Here is an 18,619-nt window from a genome sequence, read left to right on the forward strand (position 1 = left end):
AATTTACCAGGCGAGAGTTTGGGCCCTGCGCCTGATTTCGGTTTTGCGGCCTTCACGCAATGCATCAATAGGGCGGCCGCGCAAAGATTCGTCGGCAGTAAACAGCCACACAATGAGGTCTTCATCCGAATAACCTGCATCGGAGAGCACCACAATGGTGCCTTTGAGGCTGTCCACTACCTGGCCATCCTGGATGAATTCTGCGGGAACCGAACGGATCTTCCGCTCCCCAACCCGCACTGCGGCCAAAGCATGGTCGTCAATCAGGCCATGGACTTTCGTGACGGAAACATCCAACAAACGTGCGACGTCGGGCAGCGGCAACCATTCGCCCACAAGGTTTTCTACATTACTCACGGACCAAGGTTGCCACGCTGCGTACCCTGTCGCCTAGTCGGCGCAATTCATTTGCCGGCGCGCCCCGAGACACTCCGTGAAACCGGGCATTCCGGACAATCCCAAGAATCTTGTGCTAATCGCAAATTCGTGAGAGATTCACTTTGATCACAGTTGTAACACGAATAACTTAAGTCACAGTAGTATCAAGATTGACAGCGGCATCCCCGCCCGCGTCCGCGCCCGCAGTTGAGAAGAGGATTCTTTCCATGTCGATGTCCCGCTCGCCCAAGCAGCCCCCCAAGCCGAGCCTGCCGATGATTGCCGCCACCACCGCGGCACTGCCAGCGGTCGTCCTGTCATCCTTGGCCCTTGCCCAACCCGCAGCGGCAGCGCAGCCCCTACGCACCATTCCCAGCAGCCTCGCAGCGGCAATGAAGGCCCAGGCAGCGGCCCAGGTTTCCGGCGCATTCATCCCCGCCTCTTCTGTCTCCACCACCATTCCTGCCACCCTGCAGCCCGCACAGCCGGCGGCCCCCGCGGAATACACCATCGTCCGGGGCGACACAGTGAGCGCGATCGCCGGACGCTTCGGACTGGACACAGGGGAAATCCTCAAGCTCAACAACCTCCAGCCGAACACCATCATCTACCCCGGCCAGAAGATCAAACTGTCCGGCTCGGCAGCACCGGCAGCCCCTTCGCCGGCTCCCGCAGCGCAGGCCCCTGCGGCGCCGGCCGCCCCGGGCGGCGCCACCTACACGGTGAAGCCTGGAGACACCTTGGGTGCCATTGCCGCGCGGCACAATGTTGGCCTCTCCGACGTCTTTGCCTGGAACAACCTGTCGATGCGCTCCATCATCTACCCCGGCCAGAAGATCAAGGTCAGCGCCGGAGACGCCGCTCCCGCGGCTGCTGCGCCGGCACCGGCGGCTCCCGCACCCGCCTTGGCTGTCACGTCCGCCCCGGCCTCCGGTTCCTACACGATCAAGGCCGGTGACACCCTCTCAGCCATTGCGTCCCGTCACGGGGTCAAGTTGTCGGACCTGCTCTCCGCGAACCAGTTGGGCATGACCACCGTCATCTACCCCGGCAGCAAACTGGTCATCCCGGGCGGCGCCGGACAGGCAAGCCCGCAGCCCGCCCCCGCAGCCCCCCAGCCTGCCGCCGCTCCCCTGGTTCCCAGCACGTTCCTTGGCTTCAGCTACCCGGCTGCGGTCGTGAGTTCGGCCAACGAGAATAAAGCCCTCCTCAACGCCTCTCCTGTCCCTTCGAGGGATGAAATGAAGAACATCGTGGCGGATACCGCCCGCCGGATGGGCGTGGATACTTCCCTTGCCCTCGCCTTTGCCTACCAGGAGTCAGGCTTCAACCAGCGGGCCGTGTCACCGGCGAATGCGATCGGCACCATGCAGGTCATTCCCAGCTCGGGGCAGTGGGCATCCGACTTGGTCGGGCGCAAGCTGAACCTGCTCGACCCTTACGACAACGCGACGGCAGGCATCGCCATCCTCCGGCAGTTGCTGGCAACCAGCAAAGACCAGGACACGGCCATCGCCGGGTACTACCAAGGCCAGTACTCGGTCAGCAAGTACGGGATGTACGACGACACCAAGGCCTATGTCGCAGCCATCAAGGCAAACCAGAAGAACTACCGCTGAGCCCCCGGGCATCACCGCCTACGGATGAAACGCCGCGGGTCCGAACCGTTACCGGTTCGGACCCGCTTCCGTTTCGGATGCTTTTCGCCGCGGGATTAGGATCGTAAGGTGCAGGAACACGTGACAGACCCCCTTGCAGGGACACTGGTGGACAACCGCTACGCAGTGGCCTCCAGGCTTGCCCGCGGCGGAATGTCCACCGTCTACCTGGCCGTCGACCAGAGGCTGGACCGCGAAGTGGCGCTCAAAGTGCTCCACCCGCACCTCGCAGCCGACGAAAGCTTCCTTGGCAGGCTTGGCCGCGAAGCGAAGGCCGCAGCGCGCCTCTCGCACCCGCACGTGGTGGGTGTACTGGACCAGGGCAACGACGGCAACACGGCCTACCTCGTCATGGAGTACATCAAGGGCCACACGCTTCGGGACGTCCTCAGGGAACGGGGCGCCCTTTCGCCGCGGCTGGCACTGGCCCTGATCGACCCCGTGGTGGAGGGGCTGGGAGCCGCGCACGCAGCGGGCTTTATCCACCGGGACGTCAAACCGGAGAATGTCCTGATCGCCGATGACGGCAGGATAAAGATTGGCGATTTCGGCCTGGCCCGCGCTGTTACCAGTTCCACCAGCACCGGTGCACTGATCGGCACCGTCGCCTATATCTCCCCCGAACTGGTCCTGGGCCAACCGGCGGACGAACGCAGCGATGTCTATTCCGTGGGCATCATGTTGTACGAAATGCTGACGGGGCGGCAGCCGTTCGAGGGTGACGTCCCCATCCAGGTCGCCTACCAGCATGTCAACGGAACGGTCGGGCCGCCGTCGGCCCTGGTTCCCGGCCTCGCAGCGGAAGTGGATGAGCTGGTGCAGTGGTGCACCGCCAATGATCCCGAAAACCGGCCGGTCGACGGCAATGCGCTGCTCCAGGAACTGCGCCACATCCGGACCAACCTCACGGATGCCGAACTTGACCTGCAGCCGCCCGCCGCTGCAGCCGCAACGGCCCAGCACCAGACCGAGGTCCTGGCCCGCGCCAGCAATCCAACAACGCTTATGCCTCCCGCACGGCCGACGGCCCCCGGCTATCCGCCCGGACGGCAACCGCTGCAGCAGGAGAGCCCGGCCGGCGGGGCTGCTACCGAAGCCCTGATGTTCCACTCCCGGCGGCCGGACCTCGCACTCCCCGACGACGACGCCTGGACTCCCCCGCCGCCACGGCTCAGCAAGCGCGCGCAGCGCCGGTCGGACAGGGAGGACGAAAAGGTCCGCGCGCGGGCAGCCGCCACTCCGGCGCGGACGCTCCGGGACGGCAACCCCCGCCGGCGTGGCATCCTGTGGATCGTCGTCCTTATTATTGCCGCCCTCCTGGCCACCGGCGCCGGATGGTTTTTCGGCATGGGCCCAGGCGCCGCGGCCGCCGTACCGGCCGTCGCCAACAAAACGGTGGCGCAGGCCCAACAGCTGCTCAACGGGGTGGGTTTCCATTCCACCACCAGCGATGTCTTCGATGACCAGGTGCCGACCGGACTGGTGGTGGGCAGCGACCCGTCTGCCGGAACAGAGATCCGCAAATTCCAGCCAGTGTCCCTGCTGGTCTCAAAGGGCCCGCAGCTCTTCTCCCTGCCCAAACTCACCGGCGGAACCTTGACGGACGCGAAGAACGCCCTCAACGCGGCGGAAATGGCGCTGGGCCCGGTCACAGAACAATACGACGACCAGGCCGCCGCCGGAACCGTGCTGTCGCAAAATCCCGCTGCCGGCACGCCCGCCCGGCATGGCACCCCTGTGGGGATGGTGGTTTCAAAGGGACCACAGCCAATACCCGTACCCTCTGTGGTGGGCAAGGCCAAGGACGACGCCGTGGCCGCCATCAAGGCCGCGGGGCTCTCTGCCGACACATCACCCGACGCAGTGTTTGACAAGACCGTTCCCGAGGGCGCCGTGGTCAGCCAGTCCCCGGCCACGGGCACGCTGACCCGCGGCGGGACGGTCATCCTGACCATTTCCAAGGGGCCCAAGTTGGTGGATGTCCCCAGCTACATCGGCAAGCAGGCAACAGAAGCGCGCAAGGCCTTGGAGGCGCTGGGCTTTCAGGTCCGGGTCAACAACATCCTCGGCGGCTTCTTCGGCACCGTCCGGGACCAGGAACCGGTGAACCGGAAGGTTCCCGAGGGGTCAGTCATCACCATTACCGTGGTGTAGGTGTAGGTGGAGGCGGGCCGGCAGCGCCGGCCCGCCTCCCGGCCTAGTTCTTGGCGAGTGCGCCGGCGACGAGGAACGCCATTTCCAGCGATTGCATGTGGTTCAGGCGGGGATCGCACACAGACTCGTAGCGGTCCAGGAACGCATCCTGGTCGATCGGGTCCGCACCGCCCAGGCACTCGGCCACATCGTCGCCGGTCATCTCCACGTGGAGGCCACCGGGTACCGTACCCAACCCGTGGTGCACTTCAAAGAAGCCGCGCACTTCGTCGATGACGTCGTCGAAATTGCGCGTCTTGTAGCCGTTGGGGGACGTGACGGTGTTGCCGTGCATGGGGTCGGTGACCCACAGCACCTGGGCACCGGACGCTGTGACCTTCTCGACGACGGCAGGCAGCTTCTCCCGGATGTTGCCCGCCCCCATGCGGGTAATGAAGGTCAGGCGGCCGGGCTCGCGGTCAGGGTCCAGCTTGTCGATGAGGCGCAGGGCGTCATCACCGGTGGTGGACGGGCCGAGCTTGACCCCAATGGGGTTGCGCACCCGCGAGAGGAAGTCGACGTGGGCGTGGTCCAGCTCCCGGGTGCGCTCCCCGATCCACAGGAAGTGGGCCGAGGTGTCGTAAGGGAAACCGGTGCGGGAGTCGATGCGGGTCAGGGCGCGCTCGTAGTCCAGCAGCAGTGCCTCGTGGCTGGCGAAGAACTCCACCCGCTTGAGGGCTTCGAAGTCGGCGCCGCAGGAGTCCATGAACTTGATGGCGCGGTCGATGTCCCGGGCCAACGACTCGTAGCGCGCGTGGGCCGGGTTTTCGGTGAACCCCTTGTTCCACTGGTGTACCGAGCGGAGGTCCGCGAATCCGCCCTGGGTGAAGGCCCGGATGAGGTTCAGGGTGGAAGCAGAGGTGTGGTAGGCGCGGAGCATCCTGGCGGCGTCATGGCCGCGGGACTCGGGCGTGAAATCGTAGCCGTTGACAATGTCGCCGCGGTAGGCGGGCAACGTGACGCCGTCGCGGGTTTCGTCGTTTGAGGAACGGGGCTTGGCGAACTGGCCCGCCATCCGGCCCATCTTGATGACCGGCATGGCCGCCCCATACGTGAGCACCACTGCCATCTGCAGAATGGTCTTGACGCGGGCACTGATCTTGTCCGCGGTGGCGGCCTCGAACGTTTCGGCGCAGTCGCCGCCCTGCAGCAGGAAGGCCTTGCCCTGGGCCGCAGCGGCGAGCCGCTCGCGCAGCACGTCCACCTCACCGGCGAACACCAGCGGGGGAAGGACGGAAAGTTCCTTTACCGAGGCTTCGAAGACGCCGCGGTCCTGCCAGCTGGGCTGCTGCGAGATGGGAAGGTCCCGCCAGTTGTCGAGTCCGGGATAGTTGGCCGCCCCGCTCTGGGCGGTACTGGACAGCGAAAAGGCAGGTTTTGCGGATAGCTCAGTCACCATCTAAGACTAGCGTCCGGGCGGGACCGGCGGGCACAGCGTCGTCACTCAGCCCGGCCCCGGCGTCACAACGGCACCGGAAACCCCCGTGCCACTACGTGGCGGCGGTTGTCCCGGCGTCGTCCTCCGCGGCCGGAGTGCCTTCCTCCGGTGCCTTTGTGCCGCTGCCGTGGACGAATTCGCCTTCGGCCGCGACCGGCGCCGCCAGTGGCTCGGCTGCCGCCTGGGGTTCCACGGGCTTGCCGGCAAGCCGGAGCTTAACCACGGCGGCGTACTCGTCCACGTACTCCTGGCCGGACAGCTGCATCAGGTTTGTCATGATCTCGTCCGTGACAAGCCGCTGCACGGTGCGGTCTTCCGCCTGCTCGCGGTATTGGCTGAAGTCCAGCGGCTCGCCGAAGATCATGCCGATCCTGCGGATGTTGGGCAGCCGCTTGCCGATGGGCTGGACTTTGTCAGTGCCGATCATGGCCACGGGAATGACGGGAACGCCCGCCTGCAGCGCAAGCCTGGCTACGCCCACTTTCCCGCGGTACAACCGGGCGTCCGGGCTGCGCGTGCCCTCGGGGTAGATGCCAAGCAGCCCGCCTGAGGTGAGCACGTCCATCCCGGCGTTGAGGGACGCCGCCGAGGCCGCGCCACCGGACCGGTCCATGGGCAGCTGGTTGGTCAGGCGGAAGAACGCCGCCGTCAACCTGCCCTTGATCCCGGTTCCCGTGAAGTACTCCGATTTGGCCAGGAACACCACGGGGCGGCGGACCATGAGCGGCATAAAGATGGAATCCGAGAATGACAGGTGGTTGGAGGCGATAATGGCAGCCCCCTGCGCCGGGATGTTGTCCAGGCCCTTGACCCACGGCCGGAAAAGCAGCTTGATCACCGGACCGAGGAAGATCCTTTTCATGACCCAATAGAACACGTGGCGAACCTCTCCGGAAGGCGGCTTCCAGCCCCGGCGTCGGGCCTGGCCAGCGATTCAATGCAACCCTACTCTAGTGAGATTTGGCAGGAACAGTGACACGATGGAGTCATGACTGAAAGCAGCACCCCGCCCCGTCCGGCCGCTTTCAGCTATCCAGGCCACGGCCCCAATGCGCGGATTGGCATCGCCATCTGCCACGGGTTCACCGGCAGCCCGCTGAGCGTGCTGCCGTGGGCAACGCACTTGGCGGGCCAGGGATACGCGGTTTCCGTTCCCCTGCTGCCGGGACATGGAACCGACTGGCGCCAGCTCGCCCGGACGGGGTGGCAAGACTGGTACCGCAGCTACGAGGAAGCCTTCCTTGACCTTTCCGCGCGGACCGATATGACGTTTACGGCCGGCCTGTCCATGGGCGGTGCCATCGCCCTGCTCGCGGCCTCCCGCCACCACGTTGAGGGGGTGACCATCGTCAACCCGGGCCTGAGCTTCTATGACCGCCGGGTGCGCGTGATCGGTGTCCTCAAGTACTTCCAGCGGACCACGATCCCCATCCAGGAGGACCAACCTACGGCGGCAGCAACGGACGACGGCGACTATTCGCGGACTCCTCTGGCGGCCGTGCATGAGCTCAAGAAGCTTTTTGGCGCCGCCACCCGCGGGCTGCCCAAAGTGGACGCCCCGGTCCAGGTCTTCAAGTCGCGGACGGATGCCGTGGTCCCGCCAACATCCCTGGCCCTCCTGGAGAAGGGGCTGCGGAGAAACCTCGCCGAGGTGGTGGAGCTTGCCAGCAGCGGACATGTGGCTACTCTGGACGTGGACGCGCCCGTGATCTTCGAGGAATCGGAAGCATTCGTCGCCGCCCACGCCCGCCGCACCAGTACCTTGGAGACGCCATGACCTCCGGCCTAGACCACAGTCCCTTCTCCAGCGCCTTCAGCGGCGAAGGTCCCCGCACCGGAATCGTCCTGTCCCACGGCTTCACGGGAAGCCCGCATGGCTTGCGGGCCTGGGCCACGGCCTTCGCCGCGGCCGGTTTCGCCGTCCGGATGCCGCTGCTTCCTGGCCACGGCACGACGTGGCAGGACCTCTCGCGGACCCGCTGGCAGCAATGGCACGGCGCCCTCGATGAAGCGTTCCTCGAGCTGGACGCCCAGTGCGACCGGGTTTTCGCCGCCGGCCTGAGCATGGGCGGTGCCTTGGCCCTGCGGATTGCCGCCACAAGGCCGGTGGCGGGAGTTGTCCTGGTGAACCCCGGCCTGGTGGTCGACGACCCCCGCGCGCCGCTGGCCGGCATCCTGAAGCTGGTCCTGAAGAGCACCCCGTCCATCGGCAACGACATCCTCAAAGCCGGTGTGGACGAGGGCGCCTACGCACGCACCCCGGTGGCGGCCGCCCACGAACTCAACAAGATGTTCAAGGACACCGTCCGGCTCCTTCCCCGGATCACCGCCCCGGTCCAGGTGTACCGGTCAACCGTGGACCATGTGGTGTCCGATGCCAGCATGGCGGTCCTTCGGCGCGGGCTGGCGAACGCGCCCCTGGACGTGGTCCGGCTGGAAAACAGTTACCACGTCGCCACGCTGGACAATGATGCAGAGCTCATCTTCGAGGGCTCGGTGGAATTCATTCGGCGCATCCTGAACGCCGCGCCCCCGGCCAGTCCCGCCGCTGCAGGGCAGGAGGGCCGCCATGAACAGGCATGACCCGGACCAGCCGGACCCGGGGGCCAGCCAGGACGACGCCGTCTGGCTGGACCTGGTGGCACGGCTCGAATCGGACACCGTGGCAACGCGCCCGGAGACCCCGGCGGGCGGCCAGCTGCCACCGTCGGGGAAGGCATCCGGGACGCCGGAAACCCGCCAGCCGCCGTCGTTCCAGGACTTCGACCCCCTGGGGCTGGCCGGGATGCCGCCCGCCGAGCTGTCGGCGGCGGAGCGCCAGGCGGCAGCAGCGGGCGGGACGGGCGCAGAGCCTGCGGGCCCGTCCGAGGGACCCCGGGACTATGAGGTGGACGACGACGGCGGTGAGTTCGTGCCCGAGGAACCGCCCAGCCTGGCCGGCACCGATCCGCTGACTATGCTGGCGTGGCTGGGGGCCGTGGGCGGACCCGTGGCGCTTCTGTTGTCGGCAATGTTCTGGCGGTCGGCACCCTTGCTGGCGATCGTGGGCATTGTTGCCGTCTTCGTGCTCGCGACCGTGTACCTGATCATGAAGCTGCCGCAGGAAAAGAACGGCGACGACGACGGCGCGAGGGTCTAGCGGGGCTGCCGGTCAGCTCAGCCGCGGACGCGGCTGCTGACGCGGGAGAGGTCCGCGGCGCCGATCAGGCCGGCGTTGGGCCCCAAGGCCGCCCGTTCGATGGCCGCTTCCGGCCGGAAGCCTCGGCCGGTGAGGTTCCGGGAGAACGCCTTGCGGGCCGGCTGCACCAGCAGGTCACCCGCAGAGCACAAGCCTCCGCCGATGACGAACATGCCTGGATCGAGGGCTGCGGCCAGGTTGGCCAGTCCCAGGCCAAGCCATTCGCCCACTTCCTCGATCAGCTCGCGCGACGCACGGTCGCCTGCCAGGGCCAGTTCCGTGACGATAGCACCCGTGATGGCTTCCGCTCGTCCGCCCACGGCCGCGAGCAGGTCCTGGGCTACGGGCGAATTTGCCCGGGCGAGGAGCCGGGCCTCCCGGCCCAGGGCGTTGCCCGACGCGTACTGTTCCCAGCATCCGCGGTTGCCGCACTCGCACCGGTGGCCGCCGGGCATGATGATCTGGTGGCCAAACTCGCCGGCGACTCCGAAGCGGCCGCGTTCCACCCTGCCGTCCATCACCATGGCCCCGCCGATTCCGGTCCCCAGGGTGATGCACACCAGGCGGTCCTCCCCTTGGCCGGCACCGAAGCGCCATTCCGCCCAGGCCGCAGCATCGGCGTCATTGGTCAGGAGCACAGGGCGGCGAAGGAGCCGCTGCAGGTTCTCGCGGAGGGGTTCGTTGCGCCAGGCCAGGTGCGGACTGAAGAGGACAGTTCCGCCGGCCAGGTCCATCCACCCTGCGGCGCCGATTCCCACTGACCAGATGCGGTGGCCCCGGCCCAGTTCCTCGACGAGTTCCACGATGACCTGCTCCACCGCCCGCGGGTCGGTGCCCGGCGTGGACCGGCGCGCTTCGCTGAGAATCCTGCCTTCGGCGTCCACAACGCCCGCGGCGACCTTGGTCCCCCCGATATCGATCCCGATAGCCAATCCCTTGCGGCCGAGGCGCAGGTGCCCGCGGACGCCGGCGCCGTGCAACCGTCCGGCGCGCTGGATGGCGGGACGGCGCCGCCAGGGAGCCGGTCTTCCAAGGGGGCCGGCCTGATCGCCGGGCAACGCTCCGTACATAGTCCACCATTCTAGGCGGGCACCGGAATTGTCTTGACATACACGGCCGCATGCGGCGCTCATTGACGGCTAAGTTACTCGCCAGTAGGTTTGTGTACTGCACGGTCCCGCCCGGGGTATTAGTCTTTAGGCAAACCCCTTGCGCGGGACTTCAGATATCAAAGGAGCTATAGTGCGCGAATTCAGTGTTCCGCCCCTGGTTGTTGTCCCACCCGAATCCAACATCACCGACCTGGTGTTGCGGCAGGCAGGCAAGGCCAGCAATCCGGCACTGTTTTCGCGCCTGGATGCCGCGGGCGCGTGGGAGAACGTGGCCGCCACAGAGTTCCTGGCCGATGTCAGGGCCTTGGCCAAGGGCCTGATCGCCAGCGGCGTCGCTGCAGGCGACCGCGTGGGCATCATGTCCCGTACCCGCTATGAGTGGGCCCTGGTCGACTTCTCCATCTGGTTCGCCGGTGCGGTGTCGGTCCCCATCTACGAAACGTCCTCCCCGTCCCAGGTCGCCTGGAACCTCGGCGATTCGGGCGCTGTGGCCGCTTTCGCCGAATCCGCGCACCACGAGAACGTCGTCCGCCAGGCCGTTACGGCCGAGGGGCTCACCGACGTGCAGCACGTCTGGCAGCTTGAGGGCCAGGGACTCGACGCGCTCCGCGATGCCGGCCGGGACGTCACCGATGAAGAACTCGAAGGGCGACGCAGCGCACCGAACCTTGGCGACGTCGCCACCATCATCTACACCTCGGGAACCACGGGACGGCCCAAGGGCTGCGAGCTGACGCACGGGAACTTCGTGGAGCTCTCGGACAACGCCCTGGCCATCATCGGCGACATCGTCCACGAGAACGCCAAGACCATCATGTTCCTGCCGATGGCCCACGTGTTCGCCCGCTTTATTTCCGTGCTTGCGATGGCCGCAGGCACCACCGTGGCCCACACCCCCGACATCAAGAACCTCCTCGGCGACCTGCAGAGCTACGAACCCACCTTCATCCTGGCGGTCCCTAGGGTCTTCGAGAAGGTCTACAACTCCGCCCTGACCAAAGCGGAGGACGGCGGCAAGGGTGCCATCTTCCATCGGGCAGCCGAAACCGCCATCGCATTTTCCAAGGCACGCCAGGACGGACGGGTGGGGCTGGGCCTGAAGCTGCGCCACGCCCTGTTCGATAAACTGGTGTACGGCAAGTTGCGGGCGGCGATGGGCGGACACGTCGCGCACGCAGTGTCCGGCGGCGGCCCCCTGGGTGAGCGGCTGGGTCACTTCTTCCAAGGAATCGGGCTGCAGGTGCTGGAGGGATACGGACTTACCGAGACCACCGCTCCCATCACAGTCAACACGCCTTCACGGATCAAGATCGGATCAGTGGGCAAGCCGCTGCCGGGCAACGCGGTCAAGATCGCCGACGACGGCGAGATCCTGGCCAAGGGCGTCTGCGTCATGCGGGGCTACTACCGTCGGGAAGACCTCACCGCCGAGGCATTCACGGACGGCTGGTTCCACACCGGTGACATCGGCCGGCTGGACGAGGAAGGCTTCGTATGGATCACCGGGCGTAAGAAGGAGATCATCGTTACGGCCGGGGGCAAGAATGTGATCCCGGCCCTCCTGGAGGACCAGATCCGCGCTGACGCCCTGGTCTCCCAGGTCCTGGTGGTGGGCGACAACAGGCCCTTCATCGGTGCCTTGGTCACCCTGGACCAGGAAGCACTGCCGGGCTGGCTCCAGCGCCACGGCCTTCCAGCGGACACCACGCTCGAGCAGGCCGCGGGCAATCCGGTGGTGAAGGCGGCCGTCCAGGACCTGATCACCGCCGCAAACACGTCGGTGTCCCAGGCCGAGGCCATCAAGTCCTTCCGGATCGTTCCGGCGGACTTCACCGAGGCCTCCGGGCACCTGACCCCCTCCATGAAGGTGAAGCGGGCCCAGGTGATGAAGGACTTCGAAACGGTCATCGAGGAAATGTACTCCGCGCCGCGTTCGTAACAGGGCGTCAGCACATCGAAGGGGGCCTCCCGTTGCCGGGAGGCCCCCTTCGTTTGCCGGGCTGTGGCCCGTCTACTCCTCGATCACCAGCAGCAGATCCCCGCCTTGGACCTGCTCGACGGCGGAGATGGCGAGCCTGGCCACCTTGCCGGCTACCGGCGTCGTGATGGAAGCTTCCATCTTCATCGCCTCGATCGTTGCCACGGTGTCTCCGGCCTTGACCGTGTCGCCGGGCTTGACGGTGACAGTGACGGCGCCGGCGAAGGGTGCGGCCACCTGGCCGGGCTGGCCGGGATCGGCTTTCTCGGCCGCCTTGACGTTACTGACCACGGAACGGTCGCGCACCACGACCGGCCTGGACTGGCCGTTGAGGGTGCACATGACGGTGCGCATGCCCTTCTCGTCAGGCTCCGAAACGGCTTCCAGGGAGGCGATAAGGCGGACGCCGCGTTCCAGCTGGATTTCGTGCTCCGTGCCGCGCTGGAGGCCGTAGAGGTAGTCGCGGGTGTCCAGCACGGAAATGTTGCCGTACGTGTCCACGCTCTTGAGGTAGTCCTTGGTGGGTCCGTCGAAAAGCAACCGGTTCAGCGTGTGCTGGCGGGTCTTCGAATCGGACTTCAGTGCCGCACTGTCCTCGGCGCTGAGCTCGGCATCGCGGACCTTCACGCTCCTGCCCTGCAGGGCCTTGGTACGGAAGGGCTCGGGCCAGCCTCCCGGAGGATCACCGAGCTCGCCGGACAGGAAACCGATGACGGAGTCGGGGATGTCGTAATTCTGCGGATTCGCTTCAAAATCCGCGGGATCGGCGTTGAGGCCCACCAGGTGGAGCGCAAGGTCGCCCACCACCTTCGAGGACGGCGTCACCTTCACCAGGTGGCCCAGGATCCTGTCCGCGGCCGTATACATGTCCTCGATCGCTTCGAACCGCTCGCCCAGGCCCAAAGCCATGGCCTGCTGGCGGAGGTTGGACAACTGGCCGCCCGGGATTTCGTGCTTGTATACGCGGCCCGTGGGGCCCGGCAGGCCGGACTCGAACGGAGCGTAGACGCGGCGCACCGCTTCCCAGTACGGTTCCAGTGAGCTGACGGCGTCCAGGCTGATGCCGGTGTCGCGCGGCGTGTGCGCCAGGGCCGCGACCAGGGCCGACGCCGAGGGCTGGCTGGTGGTTCCGGCCAGCGATGCCGCTGCGACGTCCACGGCGTCCACACCGGCGTCGACGGCGGCGAGCAGGGTGGCCAGCTGGCCGCCCGCAGTATCGTGGGTGTGCAGGTGGACGGGCAGGTCGAACCGTTCCCGCAGGGCGGCCACGAGCTTTGCTGCCGCCGCAGGGCGGAGCAGGCCCGCCATGTCCTTGATCGCCAGGATGTGGGCGCCGGCGTCCACGATCTTCTGCGCCAGTGCCAGGTAGTAGTCCAGGGTGTAGAGCTTCTCTTCCGGGTCCAGCATGTCGCCGGTGTAGCAGAGCGCCACTTCGGCGACGGCGGTGCCGGTGGCGCGGACCGCGCGGATGGCCGGGGCCATCTGGTTGACGTCGTTCAAGGCGTCAAAGATACGGAAGATATCGATGCCGGTGGCGGCGGCCTCGTTGACGAAGGCCTCGGTCACCTCTTCGGGGTACGGCGTGTAACCAACCGTGTTGCGTCCGCGCAGGAGCATCTGGATGCACACGTTCGGCATCGCCTTGCGGAGCGCAGCGAGCCGGTCCCAGGGGTCCTCGCCGAGGAAGCGCAGGGCAACATCGTAGGTTGCACCGCCCCATGCCTCAACGGACAGCAGCTGCGGGAGCAACGCCGTGACGGCAGGCCCGGCGGCAACGAGGTCGCGGGTGCGGACGCGGGTGGCCAGCAGGGACTGGTGTGCGTCGCGGAACGTGGTGTCCGTGACCGCCACGGCCGTCTGCTCGCGCAGTGCCTTGGCGAAGCCCTCCGGGCCCAGCTCGAGGAGCCTCTGGCGCGAACCCGCAGCCGCCTCCTTGCCCTTGACGTCGGGCAGCTTGTCGGCCGGGTTGGAGTGCACAGTCAGCTCGCCGTTGGGCTTGTTGACGGTGACCTCGGCGAGCCACGTCAGGAGCTTGGTGCCACGGTCGGCCGAGACACGGGCCTTGAGCAGCTCAGGGCGCTGGTCGATGAAGTTGGTGGCGACGTCGCCTGCGATGAAATCGGGGTCGTCCAGGACGGCCTGGAGGAAGGGGATGTTCGTGGAGACACCGCGGATGCGGAACTCGGCCAGCGCCCGGCGGGCACGGGCCACCGCTGACGGGTAGTCCCGGCCGCGGCAGGTGAGCTTGACCAGCATGGAGTCGAAGTGGGGGCTGATCTCGGCACCGGAGTACACCGTGCCGCCGTCGAGCCGCACGCCGGCGCCGCCGGCCGAGCGGTACCCGGTGATCTTTCCGACGTCGGGCCGAAAACCGTTGGCGGGATCCTCGGTGGTGATGCGGCTTTGCAAGGCGGCGCCGCGGAGCTTGACGGTGTCCTGGGACAGTCCAAGGTCGGCCAGGGTCTCGCCGGAGGCGATCCGCATCTGGGCCTGCACCAGGTCCACGTCCGTGACTTCCTCGGTGACGGTGTGCTCCACCTGGATGCGGGGGTTCATTTCGATGAAGACGTGCTGGCCGGCGCGCTCACCCTCGGTGTCCACCAGGAATTCGACCGTGCCGGCGTTGACGTAGTTCAGGGCCTTGGCGAACTTCACGGCGTCCCGGTAGAGGGCCTGCCGGATTCCCTCATCGAGGTTGGGGGCGGGGGCGATCTCGATGACCTTCTGGTGCCGCCGCTGGATGGAGCAGTCGCGCTCGAAGAGGTGCATGACGTTGCCCTCTGCGTCAGCAAGGATCTGCACTTCGATGTGGCGGGGGCGCAGGACGGCCTGCTCCAGGAACATGGTGGGGTCACCGAACGCCGCGTCCGCCTCGCGCATGGCGGACTTCAGGGCCTCAGGCAGGGCTTCCCGGGTGTCCACCCGGCGCATGCCGCGGCCGCCGCCGCCGGCTACAGCCTTGGCGAAGATGGGGAATCCGATCTCATCGGCGGCCGCCAGCAGCTCGTCCAGGTCCTTGGAGGGCTCGCTGGACTTCAGCACCGGGACACCGGCCTCGCGGGCAGCCTTGAGGGCCGCGACCTTGTTGCCGGCAAGCTCCAGCACTTCCGCAGGCGGACCCACGAAAGTGATGCCCGCGGCCTTCGCCGCGCGGGCTAGCTCAGGGTTCTCGGAGAGGAAGCCGTACCCCGGGTAGATGGCGTCCGCGCCGGACTCCTTGGCAACCCGGACCACCTCGGCCACGTCCAGGTAGGCCCGGACCGGGTGTCCTTCCTCGCCGATCAGGTAGGCCTCGTCCGCTTTCTGGCGGTGGATCGAGTTTCGGTCCTCCTGCGGAAAAACGGCAACGGTCTTGGCGCCCAGCTCATAGCCGGCGCGGAAGGCCCTGATCGCGATTTCACCGCGGTTGGCCACCAGAACTTTGGAAAACATACTTCTCCTGCATCATTGCGGGGTGGATCGATGAGTGGTCACAGTGTCTAGGACCTACAAGGACAAACACAAATCTTTGTGGCCACCATCACAGATTTCCCCGTCATGTCCCGAACGCTTTCAGCCTGGCTGGCGGAAACCGCCCCGGCAGCACAGTCGATGCCATGCCGACGCGCGATAAAACAGGATTCGCCGACGCATCAACATATGATGAGTAGGGCGGCAGGACCGTCCGGCTTCGGCTCTGCCGAGGCAAACATTACCCCCAACACGGCATCCGGCGTTAGGTTTTGGTCTCTCAAGTGCAAGTAGTCAGCATCAGCAGCCTTAAGGGTGGAGTCGGCAAGACTTCCGTCACCACAGGATTGGCGTCTGCGGCGCTTGCCGCCGGAATTCGCACGCTGGTGGTGGACCTCGATCCGCATGCCGACGCCACCACGGCCCTGGGAGTCCAGCCCGGAGATCACCTGGACATCGGCAGGATGCTGAAGAGCCCCCGCCGGGCAAAATTGGCCGAGAACGTAGTGCGAAGCAACTGGGCTGACCGCGTCCCCGCCAATGGTTCCGGCCCCGCCGTCCTGGACGTCGCCGTCGGCTCCGCCTACACGGGCATCTACGACCGGCCGGACCTTGGCCGCCGCGACCTCCGCAGGCTGTCGGCCGTACTCGCCGGTGCCGAGGACTACCAGCTGGTCCTGATCGACTGCCCGCCGTCCCTCAACGGGCTGACCCGCATGGCCTGGGCAGCCAGCGACAAGGTTGCCCTGGTCGCCGAGCCGGGCCTCTTCTCGGTGGCAGGTACCGAACGGACCATGCGTGCCATCCAGCTGTTCCGCCAGGAGTTCGCCCCCAACCTTTCGCCTGCCGGCATCGTGGCCAACCGGGTCCGCACGGGCTCCTCCGAGCACACCTACCGGCTGGCGGAGATGGAATCCATGTTCGGCGAACTCCTGCTGAGCCCGAGGATCCCGGAACAGGCCAACTGGCAGCAGATCCAGGGTGCGGCCCACCCCGTGCATCACTGGCCCGGCGACTCGGCCAAGTCCGCGGCAGCGTTGTTTGACGACCTCCTGGCCAACCTCATGGCCGCAGGCGCCGGCCTGCGCAGCCGTACCCGCTAGGACCCGTTACAACGAGTAAGGGCCACCCTCCGTCCGGAGGGTGGCCCTTACTTATTGGAAACCGTGTCAGCTGATCTTCCGCGCCGCACGGCGCTTGCTTAGTTCGTCGTCGGGAAAGGACTGCTCCGCGGCATGTTCGCTGGGCAGCGACGCGAGGCTGCCCTCCACTTCCCGCCAGACGCGGCCGACGGCGATGCCGAAGACGCCCTGTCCGCCCTGGACCAGGTCGATGACCTCGTCAGCTGAGGTGCATTCGTAGACGCTGGCGCCGTCGCTCATGAGCGTGATCTGCGCCAGGTCCTCAACTCCGCGTTCCCGCAGGTGTTCGACGGCGGTCCGGATCTGTTGCAGGGAAACCCCGGTATCCAGGAGGCGCTTGACCACCTTGAGGACAAGGATGTCGCGGAACCCGTAAAGCCGCTGTGAGCCGGAGCCTGCGGCACCGCGGACGGCGGGTTCCACCAGACCGGTCCTCGCCCAGTAGTCGAGCTGCCGGTAAGTGATGCCGGCCGCCTTGCAGGCAGTGGGTCCGCGGTAGCCTGCGTCCTCATCCAGTACCGGAAGGTCCTCGGTGAACAGGAGGCCCTGGGCACCGCTCACGGGCACAGCAACACCAGCCGTGGGCTGTTTCAGCCCGCCTGCTTCGCCTTTGGGACTCACCTGGATCCTCCTTGTCGTACGCTCCCAGGAACTCTCTAAGGCAGCTTCGGCATGAAGACCATGCGTGTAATTGTCGCGGGGCGCACTTTCCAGTGTGACTTGCGCGGCTGCCGTAAGCAAGGGAACTTGATACTTCGACGTTAGGCCCGGCAGGTCCCGAGGTCAAAGACGTTGAGGGGTTCGAAGAGGCGTGTCGAAACTTTCAGCCTCAACTTTAACCTTAACGTGACCTTAGCCGTCGAAATCCTCGGGCTCCACATCGTCGAGGAACTCGCGGAACCGGCGCATTTCGCGCTCCTCGTCCACCGTGGGGCCCGGCTCGGTGTCCTCCCCCTCATCGTGCTCCGTGATGCGCACTCCGGCCTCGTCCATGACCGAATCGGCACACCAGATCCGGCACTTGGCCCGCAGCGCGATGGCCAGGGCGTCGGAGGCGCGGGAGCTGACCGTGATGCCGTTCTCGAACTGCAGCTGGCCGTAAAAAATGTTGTCCTCCACAGCCACGATGTTGACGCTGACAACGGAGTGCCCCAGCGACTCCACCACGTCCACCAGGAGGTCGTGCGTCATGGGCCGGGGCGGGACAACACCCTGCTGTGCCAGCGCAATGGCACTGGCCTCAGGGGTGCCGATCCAGATGGGTACGTGGCGTTCGCCGTGCATCTCCTTGAGCAGGACCAGCGGCTGGTTGGACGGCAATTCGATGCGAACGCCTACGATCTCTACTTCAATCATCAGATGTCCATGCGTGAGATGTGGTCTTGCACCAGGGCCCGGTGCAGGGTGAGGCAAAGATCGCTGATCTCGCGGGCGGCCTCGGCCGCTCGTGCCTGCGATGCCGAGTCCTTGCGCGAGGCCAGCGGCGCGACGGCACGTTCCACCAGGCCAAATTCCCTCTCGGCCGCCGCCTGGAAAGGGCGAAGGTGGCGCGGCTCGAGCCCATGGCTTTCAAGCTGCACGCACGCGCGGGCGACTTGGAGGGCATGCTCGTCGAACTGTCCGTTGCTGTGGCTGATGAGGCCGAAGCTCAGCAGGGATTGCAGCAAGGGGACGCTGGCTCCGGATTCGGTCCGAAGCTGCTCCTCGCTCAGTTTCCGTCCCCTGTTCTGCAACTCGGCGGCAAGTTCGTCCGAGACGATACGCGGGGACACCACGACGCCGGGCGGCAGGTTTTCCGGCCGCTCTCCCCTGTCGATCGCGTCAAGGTAGTCCTTGATGACCTTCAGGGGCAGGTACTGGTCGCGCTGCAGGGCGAGCACGAACCGCAGGCGTTCGACGTCGCCGTCCGAATACTGGCGGTAGCCGGCAGGTGTGCGGCGCGGATTAATCAGGCCCTTTTCCTCAAGGAAACGGATCTTCGACGCCGTCATGCCCGGGAAGTCAGCACTGAGCTGGGCGAGGACCTCGCCGATATTCAGGACCTGGGGGCCCCGGCGTTCCGGTTGTGCCATTGCCACAGGCAGTGGTCCCC

Annotated in this window: 15 protein-coding genes; 7 read left to right on the plus strand and 8 right to left on the minus strand. The window is 66.4% G+C overall.

The genetic code is table 11. The features are described 5' to 3' along the window. Window positions 1–3 precede the first annotated feature (3 nt). Window positions 4–357, minus strand: a complete 354-nt coding sequence (locus QRM95_RS18990) for an Rv2175c family DNA-binding protein (RefSeq protein WP_026265088.1) — start codon at window positions 355–357, stop codon at window positions 4–6. A 248-nt stretch (window positions 358–605) separates the two neighbouring features. On the opposite strand from QRM95_RS18990, the gene QRM95_RS18995 reads away from it, so the two are divergent. Further along, window positions 606–1,997 carry a LysM peptidoglycan-binding domain-containing protein gene (locus QRM95_RS18995; RefSeq protein ID WP_285248992.1) on the plus strand — a complete coding sequence of 464 codons (1,392 nt, stop codon included), beginning with the start codon at window positions 606–608 and terminating at the stop codon, window positions 1,995–1,997. Window positions 1,998–2,105: 108 nt separating this feature from the next. Then, window positions 2,106–4,190 (plus strand): Stk1 family PASTA domain-containing Ser/Thr kinase, encoded by a 2,085-nt coding sequence (gene pknB / locus QRM95_RS19000; protein WP_285248993.1) that lies wholly within the window; start codon window positions 2,106–2,108, stop codon window positions 4,188–4,190. Between the two features lie 43 nt (window positions 4,191–4,233). Here the strand turns inward: pknB and QRM95_RS19005 are convergent, their stop codons facing one another. Together QRM95_RS19005 and QRM95_RS19010 are read right to left on the minus strand one after the other, a co-directional pair. Then, a complete protein-coding gene (locus QRM95_RS19005; RefSeq protein ID WP_018763537.1) occupies window positions 4,234–5,628 on the minus strand; it encodes a class II 3-deoxy-7-phosphoheptulonate synthase in 1,395 nt (464 codons plus the stop codon). Window positions 5,629–5,719: 91 nt separating this feature from the next. Beyond that, window positions 5,720–6,544 carry a lysophospholipid acyltransferase family protein gene (locus QRM95_RS19010; RefSeq protein ID WP_285248994.1) on the minus strand — a complete coding sequence of 275 codons (825 nt, stop codon included), beginning with the start codon at window positions 6,542–6,544 and terminating at the stop codon, window positions 5,720–5,722. 111 nt (window positions 6,545–6,655) lie between these two features. Between QRM95_RS19010 and QRM95_RS19015 the strand changes: the two genes are divergently transcribed. From QRM95_RS19015 to QRM95_RS19025, 3 genes are read left to right on the plus strand one after another with little or no spacing between them, the layout of a single operon-like run. Beyond that, the gene (locus tag QRM95_RS19015) at window positions 6,656–7,444 is read left to right on the plus strand and encodes an alpha/beta hydrolase (RefSeq protein WP_285248995.1); all 789 of its coding nucleotides are present in this window, start codon (window positions 6,656–6,658) and stop codon (window positions 7,442–7,444) included. Then, window positions 7,441–8,250, plus strand: coding sequence for an alpha/beta hydrolase (locus QRM95_RS19020; protein WP_285248996.1), 810 nt, complete (start codon window positions 7,441–7,443; stop codon window positions 8,248–8,250). The genes QRM95_RS19015 and QRM95_RS19020 overlap by 4 nt, the downstream gene beginning before the upstream one ends. Then, window positions 8,237–8,806, plus strand: coding sequence for a hypothetical protein (locus tag QRM95_RS19025; protein ID WP_285248997.1), 570 nt, complete (start codon window positions 8,237–8,239; stop codon window positions 8,804–8,806). Before QRM95_RS19020 ends, QRM95_RS19025 begins: the two co-directional genes overlap by 14 nt. A 17-nt stretch (window positions 8,807–8,823) precedes the next feature. On the opposite strand, the gene QRM95_RS19030 is transcribed toward QRM95_RS19025, so the two are convergent. Beyond that, complete coding sequence (locus tag QRM95_RS19030) at window positions 8,824–9,915, minus strand: ROK family glucokinase (protein ID WP_285248998.1); 1,092 nt, start codon at window positions 9,913–9,915, stop codon at window positions 8,824–8,826. A 172-nt stretch (window positions 9,916–10,087) separates the two neighbouring features. Here QRM95_RS19030 and QRM95_RS19035 point away from each other — a divergent pair, with 172 nt between their 5' ends. Then, complete coding sequence (locus tag QRM95_RS19035; protein WP_285248999.1) at window positions 10,088–11,896, plus strand: AMP-dependent synthetase/ligase; 1,809 nt, start codon at window positions 10,088–10,090, stop codon at window positions 11,894–11,896. A gap of 72 nt (window positions 11,897–11,968) precedes the next feature. Here QRM95_RS19035 and QRM95_RS19040 read toward each other — a convergent pair whose 3' ends face one another. Continuing rightward, the gene (locus QRM95_RS19040) at window positions 11,969–15,367 is read right to left on the minus strand and encodes a pyruvate carboxylase (protein WP_285249000.1); all 3,399 of its coding nucleotides are present in this window, start codon (window positions 15,365–15,367) and stop codon (window positions 11,969–11,971) included. 302 nt (window positions 15,368–15,669) lie between these two features. Between QRM95_RS19040 and QRM95_RS19045 the strand changes: the two genes are divergently transcribed. After that, complete coding sequence (locus QRM95_RS19045) at window positions 15,670–16,488, plus strand: ParA family protein (RefSeq protein WP_285249001.1); 819 nt, start codon at window positions 15,670–15,672, stop codon at window positions 16,486–16,488. 66 nt (window positions 16,489–16,554) lie between these two features. On the opposite strand, the gene QRM95_RS19050 is transcribed toward QRM95_RS19045, so the two are convergent. The 3 genes from QRM95_RS19050 to ftsR all read right to left on the minus strand — a co-directional run bounded on the left by QRM95_RS19050 (window position 16,555) and on the right by ftsR (window position 18,599). After that, window positions 16,555–17,148, minus strand: coding sequence for a MerR family transcriptional regulator (locus QRM95_RS19050; RefSeq protein WP_018763528.1), 594 nt, complete (start codon window positions 17,146–17,148; stop codon window positions 16,555–16,557). Between the two features lie 231 nt (window positions 17,149–17,379). Beyond that, window positions 17,380–17,883 (minus strand): bifunctional nuclease family protein, encoded by a 504-nt coding sequence (locus QRM95_RS19055; protein WP_285249002.1) that lies wholly within the window; start codon window positions 17,881–17,883, stop codon window positions 17,380–17,382. After that, the gene (gene ftsR, locus QRM95_RS19060) at window positions 17,883–18,599 is read right to left on the minus strand and encodes a transcriptional regulator FtsR (protein WP_018763526.1); all 717 of its coding nucleotides are present in this window, start codon (window positions 18,597–18,599) and stop codon (window positions 17,883–17,885) included. Before ftsR ends, QRM95_RS19055 begins: the two co-directional genes overlap by 1 nt. Between the last annotated feature and the right edge of the window lie 20 nt (window positions 18,600–18,619).

It is taken from the genome of Pseudarthrobacter sp. efr-133-R2A-89, assembly GCF_030209315.1.
In the GTDB taxonomy this organism is placed as follows: domain Bacteria; phylum Actinomycetota; class Actinomycetes; order Actinomycetales; family Micrococcaceae; genus Arthrobacter.

What these genes read in the sequence shown, in the direction of transcription:
- QRM95_RS19005 (WP_018763537.1), bottom strand. Translation starts at nt 5,628, where the DNA reads ATGGTGACTGAGCTATCCGCAAAACCTGCCTTTTCGCTGTCCAGTACC.
- QRM95_RS18995 (WP_285248992.1), top strand. Translation starts at nt 606, where the DNA reads ATGTCGATGTCCCGCTCGCCCAAGCAGCCCCCCAAGCCGAGCCTGCCG.
- QRM95_RS19025 (WP_285248997.1), top strand. Translation starts at nt 8,237, where the DNA reads ATGAACAGGCATGACCCGGACCAGCCGGACCCGGGGGCCAGCCAGGAC.
- QRM95_RS19030 (WP_285248998.1), bottom strand. Translation starts at nt 9,915, where the DNA reads ATGTACGGAGCGTTGCCCGGCGATCAGGCCGGCCCCCTTGGAAGACCG.
- QRM95_RS19020 (WP_285248996.1), top strand. Translation starts at nt 7,441, where the DNA reads ATGACCTCCGGCCTAGACCACAGTCCCTTCTCCAGCGCCTTCAGCGGC.
- ftsR (WP_018763526.1), bottom strand. Translation starts at nt 18,599, where the DNA reads ATGGCACAACCGGAACGCCGGGGCCCCCAGGTCCTGAATATCGGCGAG.
- QRM95_RS19040 (WP_285249000.1), bottom strand. Translation starts at nt 15,367, where the DNA reads ATGTTTTCCAAAGTTCTGGTGGCCAACCGCGGTGAAATCGCGATCAGG.
- QRM95_RS19055 (WP_285249002.1), bottom strand. Translation starts at nt 17,883, where the DNA reads ATGATTGAAGTAGAGATCGTAGGCGTTCGCATCGAATTGCCGTCCAAC.
- QRM95_RS19015 (WP_285248995.1), top strand. Translation starts at nt 6,656, where the DNA reads ATGACTGAAAGCAGCACCCCGCCCCGTCCGGCCGCTTTCAGCTATCCA.